Below are 11221 nucleotides of genomic sequence, written 5' to 3'. Positions count from 1 at the left end.
TTGGAGTGGGCAATGGTGTATTTATCCAAAAACGGCAAAAAGAGTAGGCAGAGAAAATCCAAGCAAAACAACACGTTAGACGGTATTATTAATTCGCTTGCCGCTTAAGGTTCTGTACATGTGGCAGGCTTGAGCAGTACTGTCACGTAATGCAGGATCGTGGTAGATCCGTACTCGTTCGCCTCTGGTATCAGCTTTCACTCCCTCATTGATATATCCGATTCCCGTCGCTTCCTGGCTGCCATGATCTGAAGTAATGATAATTTCAAAGCCTTTGTCTAATAATTCTGCAATTTTTTCTTTGAATTTCCAGTCGGTTAGCCAGCCATCTACGACCATATTCAAAGCAGACATTCCATTTTTTATACCGTGCATTTGCTCATCAATAAAATTTATGACGAACCCGGCTACTTTAACGCTTGGTGGAGTTATCAAGTCTTGCCATGCGTCATTTGATAACGACTCAATTTTTTTGGCATAATTAATTTCGCGTTTGGCTAAACCTTTACCCTGCCAATAATCCAGCCATAGCTGCTCCTCTTTGCTGGTAGTCAGTAAAGACTCTGCAAAGGCAAAAGGCTTCTTGCCAGAGAATAAGGCCTGTCGTGATATGGATGTAATCGTTGGAACCCAAGAGAAACAGGCATGTTCTTCCAAAGATATATTAGCACACATCTGCAAGTGATTACGCAATAATGGCCACTGTCGAGCGCCCATGCCATCTAAAACCAATAGACATATTTTTTTGCCACTATCCACGCGCCGTGATAGCCAATCAGGGACTTTATGCAACATTGCAGGATAGCGAACCGTGGGAGTAGTTTGTAATTTTATAAAATTTAAACGTAGCCATTTCTGAAATAGAAAATCTGCAGTGGTGTTTAATTTCTTTATTTCTTCGAAAAGAGCAGCAACAGGAGGTTGTTTTTTGTTTTCATAAAACAATGCATTCATAATCCCAAGCGAGTGGGATTGCTCAAACCAAAATTCAGTGTTAATACTTTCTAACTCACATTGTTCAAAGTAAGCCTTGGTATTTTTCAATAAAAGGCTTATCCGTTCGCGTTCGGTTATCTCAGGCTCTTTAGCTATACCAAACCAGGCCCAATGTCCTGCGGGCAGGCCGTCTGTTTTCACCGGTTTGATAATGCCCTCGGCAAACAAATTGTCAATAAAAACACGGATGTCACTATCTGCAAATGGTACTACAAGTTTCTCGCTTGGCCACGCCGTACTTGCAATAGCATTAGGTAACTCACTATGCAGATACATTTCCCATTGTTGCTGCAAGAAATCAAAAAATGCACTCTTGTTTGGAATTAATGCATTAAAGTCCCAGCATTTAAATTTCGGCGAAAGACTGAGCAGGCGAATGAGGCGCTCTTCAATCTGCGTTGGCATCTCAATACCAACATAGTGTTTTCTGATTAACAGCCTAACAAGGTCTGTATTAGTTTGGATCGTTTCAGGGGCTATGCGATAAATATGGCGAAGTAAGAAGTCGAGGCTGGACTGCAGATTCAGTTTGCCAGGCGTATATAATTTCAGTGCATCCATTGCCGACTGGAGTAGCGATGCAGGGAGCAATCTGATGGCCGATAAATCAATGTCTTGAAAAAACTCAGATAAGTGAAAGTTAATTTGACTTGAGTCGACCTGAATGTCACAGGGGATAAATAGCTCTCCCTCTTGATCCAGACGGATTAAGAGAGAGTTTTTTTTAGTCCGTTTCCTCCATGCTTCATACGTTAGTCGAAGTGCGAGAGGATCCTTGTCATCAAATAAAATTGCATCCTTTTTTTGCAAGGCAGAGGATATTTTAGGCTCAAAGAGCAGTCCATCAGGATCGTTAACGATGTAAACAAACGAACCATCCAAGTTTACTTTTTGAATAACATCATCCTGCCAAGTCATATTCATCCTTTAATTTCAAAAACGGCGTGCAGCATCATGTCCGGAATCGCGTTGCGCTTTTTGTCCAGCTCCTGACGCCACAGTGCATATTCACTATTAAGTTGACGCAAACGGTATTGACGAACCTCTGGTAATCCAACGCGCTCTATCGCGCGTTTTCGTGAGTTAAATGAGTATTCGCCTTTCTCATACTGGTTATCTAGATCAGTCTGAGTGGCAGCCAACATGCTCTCGAAAATCGTTTTGCCTTCCTGTTGCGCTGCCTGATGTAGCAGGGTATAGACTGACTGATGTTCAGCCGGTGCGGCGGCCAACTCTTGAGGCAAGATGTCGAACTCTTTACTACAGACCGCATCCCAGACTCGCTGCGACGCAGTAGCATAATACTGACCATTCGGTTTGATATAGACCGGCATGTATTGGCAGCGACGCTCTTGGCCTGCCACCAGGCGGATACTCCACAATGCCCAGTAACCATTGGCTCCCGCTGGTAACGACTTTACCCTGACACAGGGGATCTGTTGTGCTTCACTCCAGACCGGCAATTGGCTACATAGCCCTCTGATCTTGGGGTTTTCCAATGTGAGATGAGTAAGCTCGGGTCGTTGCTGGGCCTCTTTACCCATAAAGGTGACGCCACTCCATGCTGTGCCATCAGGCCAGATTAGAGTATGTCCACCTTCCTGATCCTCAATGAAATCTGTCGATTGCTGCATGCTGCGTTGCCAACGCAAGTAATTGGCAACCATGCTCTGTATCCAATAAGGCAGCGGGTGGTTCAGGGCTTGGCGATAGTCGTCGGCAGATAAGGGATCATCACCGCCAAACAGCGCATCCTGCTGCCGCTTATCGACTGCGCCGTCTCTTAATGTAGCCAAGGCTTTGGCTAGCTCCTGATCCATTAACGTAGGATCCGTGATAGAGGCGATAAACAATTCATCAAACAAATGATTGGCGGCGGAGGAGTCCAAGACATCGCTGGTCTTATCAACACCAAACTCATCCAGGATGATCTGCAACTTGGTCTCGAGAACTTCACGAACCCTGTGCTCGACAGTATCTTCAAGCACGAAATTCAGGGCTCGAACGATATGCCGTTGGCCGATACGGTCGACGCGGCCAATTCGCTGTTCCATGCGCATCGGGTTCCAGGGCATATCGTAGTTCACAATTACATGGCAGAACTGCAGGTTCAAACCTTCACCACCGGCATCGGTGGAGATCAGAATGCGGATGTCACTGGCAAAGGCGGCTTGCACTTTTTTGCGCTCTGCCAGATCCATTGAGCCGTTGAGACAGACCACACTGATCCCCCGTTCAATAAAGAACTGGACTAGCATCTCTTGGGTTGGCACAAACTCGGTAAACACCAACATCTTCAGATGTGGGTTACCCTCTTCTTGCTGGAGTCGGTATAACCACTCGAGCAGCGCTTCGGCTTTGGCATCATTTTCGGCACTGACGCACTGCTCCGCTAATGCTAGTAGGCGGCGAACCTCATTTTTCTCATTCTCCAGTGAGGCTTGACACTGTGCTAATAACTCATCCAACTGGGCTTGACCATCCAGATCTGCCCACTCATCGGCAAAGGCAAGGGGCAACTCCTCTTCAACCCGCTTGTTTTCCAACACATGGAGTCGGCGAGCAAGGGTGCGGGCGATGGCCGCACTGCTGGAGCTAACCAAGCGCTGCATCAGGATCATTAAAAAGCCAATGGCATTTTGCTGTTTGGCTTGCGCCTGATTGTAACCCTCCTTGATGTACTCGGTGACCTCTTCGTAGAGATGACGCTGCAAGGCATGCTGATCTTGCCAAGCCACCGCGACCAGTTCGGTTTGTCGGGGGTTAAACAGCTGTTTGCCTTCGCCATCAATGGCGATCCGCTTTTCAGTGCGGACCACAAAGGGTTGCACCCGCTCTTGGGTCACAGAGCCCACATCCGGGAAGGCTTCGGCATCCAGAAGTGCCATCAGGCGATGGAAGGCATCACTTTTGCCTTGATGGGGAGTGGCGGAAAGCAGCAACAGGTAGGGGGCGACGTCGGCCAGTCCCTGACCCAACTTGTAGCGAGCGACCTGATCGGTACTGCCGCCGAGCCGATGTGCTTCATCAATGACGATCAGATCCCACCCGGCGGCCAACAGATCATCAAACCGTAACTTGTTGTATTCATTTAGCTGTTTAAGTGTCCAGCCTTTGCGGCTTTCGATGGGCTTGATACTGTCAACCGGGCAGACCACCTGATCATGGCGCGACCAGATATTCTCCTGCTCATGTTGCGGTTTTTGCTCACTGGGCAGCAGCAGCTGAAATGACTCGTTAAAGTGAGTCTGCATTTCGCTGACCCACTGACTAACCAACCCTTTTGGCGCACAGACCAAAATGCGCTTGGCCAAGCCGCGCAATTTCAACTCTCGCATCACCAGCCCAGCTTCGATGGTTTTTCCCAGGCCAACTTCATCGGCAAACAGATAACGCACCTGTTTTTTACTCATCGCCTTGGTGAGCGCCTTGAGTTGATGTGGTAGCGGGATCACATTTGATTCGATCGGGGCTAACAGTGTGTCTTCTTGCTGAGCGTTGGCAATTTTCGCGGCAGTGGCTAGATAGCAGAATGCCTCAGCCGTCACCACTGGCTGTGCGGGCCGAGGGGTGAGATCGACAGCCGGTACCTTGAGTACCACATCTTGTTGCTGCAACCAAACGCGATAAAACCGCAGGCCCCAGAGGCCAGCGGTTTCAATCACTTTGACATACTGTTGATGAGCCTGGCTCCAAGCCCAGTCTCCTACCTGCCACATGGCGGTTTACCACTCATCGTCAGCATCGACCTGGCTTAGAGTCACTGCCTGGTCGTAGTACATCAGCAATACCGGATCCTCTTCCAGCACATTGTTGGGCAATTTCTCGGCCACGGAGATCAAGGCGGCAAACTCCTGCTGTTCCCAGAATTTCTTAAAGCCCACTCGCACAGCTTCTATACGGAACACTTTGAGTTTTTTCTTGGCAGCCTTGTACTCTTCAAACTCCTTAAGCAAGGATTTTTCGCGCAACTTCTCCAAGTCACCGGCCTCATTGGGGTCAGGAACGTACCAACAGTCTTTTGCTTTGATTTTCAGTTTAGGATCACGCCTTCCCACTTCATTCAGTTCTTTCGAGTTAGCCATGATATTTGACAATATTTGATGAGGGATTTCATCTTTACCGTCGTAACGTAAGAAGTTTTGTTCAAGCAACATTAAAAGCTCTAAACGCTTTTCGGTTTTACTCCACCCGCTAATTTCTTTCATGAAATGAGGGTGTAACTCTTGAAATGACTGAGGTTTATCTTTAAGCGTATCTCTCAACCATTGACGAGCCGATGCTTCATCTGTAATAAATAACTTTATTTGTTCAACCCCAACGGATGAAGCTCTGTTTTTATCATACTCTACAGCTTGACTAGGTAAAAAATACATTCCATCACGCTTATAAAAACGTTCTTCTAATCCTTTGTAAAAGGCTGATGCACTGTATGGTACAGTAATCCCTCGTTGCACATGAAATGCTAACATACGGTCATACAACAAGTATTCTTTACGTTCAAAAAGAACTTCTGAACGTCCATTTTTATCAACAAATACAGGCAAGTTCTCAAGATGAGAACGAACAAAACTCCATACTCCATCCTCAGTCCCTGCATTCAATTTAAAACTACTTTCAAAATCGTAATTTTGTTTGTATGCAGAAATAATTAAATCCTGTTTAACCGTACCGGCTTGCGTTAGCTGTTTTGTTGTCCCTTTCTTTTTATCTAGAGTTCTAACATCCGCAATGACAAAACCAGCAACACCTAATGCCTCTTGTATAGCAGCCCAAACTGAATTCCTAGAGTTATGGAATTCAACAACAATCCAATGCCCTGGTTTAAGAACACGATAACACTCCGCAAAAACCCTCTTCATGATCACTTCAAATTCTTTAAGGTCTTTCCCTTGTGTTTTTGCAATAACCGCTTCTTGTTGCTGTTTTGTAAAAACATTCAACCATGACTCAATCAAAAAGTTTAATTCAGAGTAAATTAGATTATCCCCAAAAGGAGGATCAGTAAAAATAAAATCAATTGAGTTATCCGGCAGGTTAATAGATGCCGAGCTACCTGTCGAAACTGCATATTTTTTTTGATATGGCAAGTCAATCAATGCTGCTGAAAGATCCTTGATTTTTTCAGAGAAAAAATAAAATGGCGATATCTCAGCTTGAATCGGACCGATAAACAAAGTACCAGCTAAGGGGCCTACATGTCGATTGTGCTGCTGCATGTATCGATTAAGTCTCGATACACGAGAAAGCGATGCCGTAAACCAAAACACCAGCTTTGACTTTAACTGACTTAATTCCACTCTATCTATTCGATTCCAAATCTCATTTATTATCAAATAATTTCTTAAAGTATAAAAATGGTGTGAATTCGTGACACCAGTATGATAACTGGATCTCCATTGCTCACCCCAACATCCATCTTTAAATAGCATCTTCTGTGTTTTTACAACATCCCCAATGGATATTTCATCTATTTTCTTAAGCATATCAATATCGAAATCTGAGATCGGCAACTTCCTCAAGTTTCTACCACCATAAATAGATGCTACAGCCTTAAGCACAGGTATGCTTTTTATCCTCTGTATTGGTTTTTTAAGTATTGGATCAAATATATTTTCTAATTTTGGTGACATTGATTGCTTTGATACATGACTACCGCATGATGGGCAAGGAACCATTTCTTTAAGACCACCAATAGACTGCGCTCCCTCTATATCCCATATGAGGACGTCTGCACTACAATGAGCACAAAGATAAACGTCTGACCATACAAAATACCTAACCTCATCATCATTTCCTGATGAATTAGTAGAGTACATCCAACCTAAATCTTGTCTAACTTCATCTAGTATCTTTTTAGCTACTTGTTGAAATTGTCTTGATTCATGACCACTTTGAACAGATGCTGCTATATGTGTAGCAGTGGGAGATAAATCCTGAAGAATTACCTGAACATCGCGAGAGGACTCAAGAGCCGCAACACCAGTCATTCCTGTACCACAAAATGGATCTAGAATGACATCACCATCACGACAAAAATGATCTATTAATGGTCTGATCGCTCCTGGTGGAACCTTTGTTGGATAAGAATGGACATTATATATTGGTTCATTTTTTCCTTGACTAACATCACTAGCAAGAGGTTCTCTTTTGTAAGAACCATCTATCGATAATTTACTGCTATCATTAACAATAAACTCATCAAGGAATGGATTTGGGCAAGCAGTGTAATACGGTGGGTCGCTTAGGTTTAAAATATCCACATCACTGCCGATGGGAAAACCTTCAACTTTACGAAATTCAGGATCTTTTAGTTTTTCCGCTAACAGGGCTAAAAAATAGTCACGGCGAGCCTGATCGCTGGCAAAAGTTTTTCCCAAGCAGGTCACAGGGTTTGACACCTGATCAGGTTGTGGCATATCACTGGGAAATAAACTGTCTTGTTGCATGGTACTTCCTATAGCTGGTGCGGTTTAATACCACACCAGCGATTTTTTATTAATCGATGATGATACGAACTTTCGCGATATCCTTGCCCTGACAGAGCTTGGCAAGCAGTTGATTGAAACGATCACTCACTTCTTTGTGACTGAGAGGAAGTCCTTGTCCGAGCCCTTTCACCAGGTCCGTGGTGCTAATTCGCACCTCTTCTAAACCAGCCAATACCAAGTTCACAATCTGTACAAAGCTGAAATCTAATGGGTCAGGTAGCTGACCTTGCTGAATAAAATTACGTATTAACTGCGCCTGTTCTGATTTGAGCAGATCCAGATTAATAAAGGGGTCATCAAGCAGGCTGCTCAGGTTACTGAGCCAATCACTTTGCAGGCTATCGAGCCGTTGCTCCAGGCTTTTCAATTGTTCACTGGCTGGAGCTTTGCCGATCTCTTGGCGAGCATTGAACTCCATGGGGTTGGCATTCATCGCCAGCAGCTTAGGGTCGATAGGCTTTGCTGCTTGCAATTGCGCAGCATCTTTACGCCACTCGGCTAGTTGCTGAGCCGGGAGCAAGGCGATACCACTTAAGATCTCCAACTCATTCAAGCGTTCGTCATTCAGCAGCTTGGCTTTGGTCTTCTCTTCGTTGCCGTCAAGACGCGCTCGCATATAGAGCTCAACATAGTGTTTGGCATAGTCGGTTTTCAGTGCCGACAACGTGTTGATTTGCTCGGCCTTAAAGCTGTCATCACCACGCAGCGACGGATTGGCCAAACCTTGCCGTAAGGCATCACGCGCCTGCTTGACTTGCTCTTGCCAAGCGTGTGATTCAGGCAGTACCTGCTGCGCCTCTTTGAGGTAGGCGCATAAGGGGGTTAGATCGCCCACTACGGTTTTAAGCTGCACAAAGTTGTGCCATGCCTGCAGCATCTGCTGGTATGTGGCGATGTCAGCCGCCGTCACCTTAAGGTTTTTCAGCTTGCCGGGTTTATCGTAGCGCGCAATGGTTTCCAAAAAGTTCTTCAGCTCGCTCAGCTGGGTAGAGAGCGTCTGCTCCTCGCTCTCTTCCAGTACTGATTGCCCCCACAGTGGCAAGCGATCCTTAACGCTCTGCTGCCCTTTGACTAGCTCGTTAATCAGTACCTCGGTGCGCTTTAACATTTCACGCACCACGTCTTCATCGCCTTGCTGAATTGAGGTGGCTAGGCCATCGTTCATCTCCAGCAGGGTGAGTAGGGCTTTTAAGGCGGTGATATTAAAATCCTTGGGCGCCTGGATATGTTTAAAGTCTCTGAGCACATCAAAGGCGATGGACTTGAACTTGACCACATCGCTGGCGGTCAAGGTATGGCCGACCACCACCAACTCAAGCTCACCGCTGTAAACCAAACAGGCGATCAGCACCAGAAGCCATTCTGGCTCCAGGCGGAAGCTATCTGGCTTAAAGTAGAGGCGGGAATTGATAGCCTCCAACAACTCTGCCTGGTTGACCACTTGCCCTTGTTGCTTGTTTTGCAAGACGGCCAAAACGGCTTGGCCGTAGCGCGATTGTAGTGGAGCGATTTTATCACCATCGAGTAATTCCAGTGCATCGAGCACGGCATTGGCGCGCTTGGTTGAAGCCCCACCGGAGACCACACTTAACGCATCTTTGGCTGCACTTTCGATGTTCTCGTAGGTGATCCATTGGCTGAAGGTGGGATACTCGGGCGCCAACGCTTCAAAGTGATTGGCCAAAATGTTGCTGGCAACGGCTTCGAAGATATCTTTGAGACTGCCGATCTGGCTATCGCCAAGCCCGGAAATACTGCGAACCGAGGTGCCTTTGATCCAGTCCATCATCGGCTTACTTTGCCCATCGTATTGGGCAATATAGGCATCCTTGAAGTGGCTCTTTAGCCAAGTCTGCATCTCTCTGAGATAGCCTTCAGCCTTGAGTTTGTACACATTCTTGGCATTGCCCGTGGCCGAAGCATGTAAGTCGATAGCTGCTGCGTAGTAGTTCAAGCAACGATCAAACTCGGCGTCGGCGTTTTGCAGGACAAACAGCACTTCATCGCTACGGATAAACTCTTTTTTCAGCTTGGGCGGGTTGTAGGGCTGAATAAAGTACATGTAATAGTCGAGCGGCGGTTTGGCTGTCTCGCGCTCATTAGGAGAGCCGAGGAACATCCAGCCGGGGCGGTTGACGTTACGCTCCAACCATTTGAGCTCGTGCCGCCACATCTGAATATTCGGTTGCTGGGTATCAGTTTCCTCCAGGATTTGCAGCATGGCTTCACGATAAGCACCATTACGGCTGTCATCGGTCAGCAAGGGCACCTTGTTTTCGATATAGGCATCAAAATCTTCGGTCTTTTTCAAATCCAAAAAAAACTGATCATTGGCCTTGTTCTTCGAGAAGAACTGGCCGTTGACGGTTTTGCGGATCTTGGTCAATACCGCAACGATCTGGGTTTCCAAATTTTTGCTCTTTTCCCCTGGCAACTTTTCGATGCCGGGTAGATAGAGGCAAAGGGAATCACGCAGTTCGGCGGCTGTAGCCCCCATCTCGTTATAGACATCACCCACGGACAAACGATGGATGGCCAATCCGGCGACCAAGCGCTTGGCAAAATCGATCTCTGTCGCGGTGGGATAGGCTTGATCGATTCGCGTAAACAGGGTCTCACCGACCTCAATAACCTGACCGATCTCTGGGTTGGTTTTGGCGCTAGGGTCGCCTCTGAGCTCATCCCAGTAAGTGTCGTAAGAAAACACTCCCGGCTTATCGACAGGTACAACCTGTTCCATCAAGGCTTGCATCTGGCGCGAGAGGCTACGCAGTACCTGGCGTTGCTCAATACCCGCGCCCCGAACTCGCTCGAAGGTGTTGATGTAGTCAGGGTGCACTGGGAACATGCGCACAAACTCGTCGAGGCGTTCGTTCATGCGCTCAAAGCAGGGGGTGAATTGCTGCAGATATTCGCGGATCCAATGCAATTGCTGGGCATCTTTTTTGAGCAGACGTTCAGCGACGACATATTTGATATCGTCACGGGTAATCAGCACCTGTTCGGCCCGATCACGGATACGTTTGACTTCTTGAGTGGCGAATGCAAGTTGCGTGCTATCGAAGATAGCTTCTTGCACACCGCAGATGAAACGGAAACGGGTACCATCGATAACTTCACCCATCACACGCATCATGGCCATATCCAACGGCAGTTGCTGCTGATTACGAGAGCGCAGGTAATCGAGGATCTCGTCACAAATCAGCAGCAAACCTTGGTCGGGATAACGCTCGTGAAACAGCGCCATCATCTCTTCAAAGTAGGGTTTATGATTGGATGAGATCTCATCCATAGCCGGAAATTGGTAGTCAATACCCATCTCAGCCAGGCCAGATGTCAGGTTATCTGTGACAATATCGGCAAAGGCTTTTTTGCTAGCACCGACTTCAAAGCGGATGACTTTGAACTTGCCTGAAATCTTGTTCGCAGCTTCGCGAACCTTGTTATTGGTGATGAACTGGGCCAGTTCTGGAAACTCTGCGACGGCCGAGATCACCGACATCAAATGTGATTTACCGGAACCGTAGTTACCGACTACCCAGAGAGATTTGTTATCAACGGACTCTTCAAACTGCAGTTGTGGGATGATGATGTCCGCCAGCTTTTGCGACATTTTGTCCGAGATTACATATGAGGCCACCAACTGTTGAGCCTTTGACTGTTCTGCCGACTCTTTGAGTTTGATGATGGTGGTGACGGGCTCAAACTGAATGAGCTCCCCGTACTTTTTCATT

At 46.7% G+C, this 11221-nt stretch carries 4 protein-coding genes; all 4 read right to left on the bottom strand.

Annotated elements, in window-relative coordinates:
• Positions 1-75 precede the first annotated feature (75 nt).
• From pglZ to ACNPAA_RS17075, 4 genes are read right to left on the bottom strand one after another with little or no spacing between them, the layout of a single operon-like run.
• Complete coding sequence (gene pglZ / locus ACNPAA_RS17090) at positions 76-1914, bottom strand: BREX-3 system phosphatase PglZ (RefSeq protein WP_417891896.1); 1839 nt, start codon at positions 1912-1914, stop codon at positions 76-78.
• Positions 1915-1916: 2 nt separating this feature from the next.
• On the bottom strand, positions 1917-4715 hold the full coding sequence (locus ACNPAA_RS17085; RefSeq protein ID WP_417891895.1) for a DEAD/DEAH box helicase: 2799 nt from the start codon (positions 4713-4715) through the stop codon (positions 1917-1919).
• Between the two features lie 6 nt (positions 4716-4721).
• Positions 4722-7445: a DNA methyltransferase gene (locus ACNPAA_RS17080; protein WP_417891894.1), complete on the bottom strand. Its 2724-nt coding sequence runs from the start codon at positions 7443-7445 to the stop codon at positions 4722-4724.
• 49 nt (positions 7446-7494) lie between these two features.
• A complete protein-coding gene (locus tag ACNPAA_RS17075; RefSeq protein WP_201940947.1) occupies positions 7495-11220 on the bottom strand; it encodes a DUF6079 family protein in 3726 nt (1241 codons plus the stop codon).
• Between the last annotated feature and the right edge of the window lies 1 nt (position 11221).

Origin of the sequence: Aeromonas sp. PS2Canimalfood6, from assembly GCF_048276795.1 — a bacterium.
In the GTDB taxonomy this organism is placed as follows: Bacteria; Pseudomonadota; Gammaproteobacteria; order Enterobacterales; family Aeromonadaceae; genus Aeromonas; species Aeromonas caviae.
Note: the sequence above shows the minus strand (reverse complement) of the source record. Positions and strands in the feature narration are given on the sequence as shown.

Bases quoted from the DNA above. Each gene is read 5' to 3' on its own strand.
- pglZ (WP_417891896.1), bottom strand. From the start codon at position 1,914: ATGACTTGGCAGGATGATGTTATTCAAAAAGTAAACTTGGATGGTTCG.
- ACNPAA_RS17085 (WP_417891895.1), bottom strand. From the start codon at position 4,715: ATGTGGCAGGTAGGAGACTGGGCTTGGAGCCAGGCTCATCAACAGTAT.
- ACNPAA_RS17080 (WP_417891894.1), bottom strand. From the start codon at position 7,445: ATGCAACAAGACAGTTTATTTCCCAGTGATATGCCACAACCTGATCAG.
- ACNPAA_RS17075 (WP_201940947.1), bottom strand. From the start codon at position 11,220: ATGAAAAAGTACGGGGAGCTCATTCAGTTTGAGCCCGTCACCACCATC.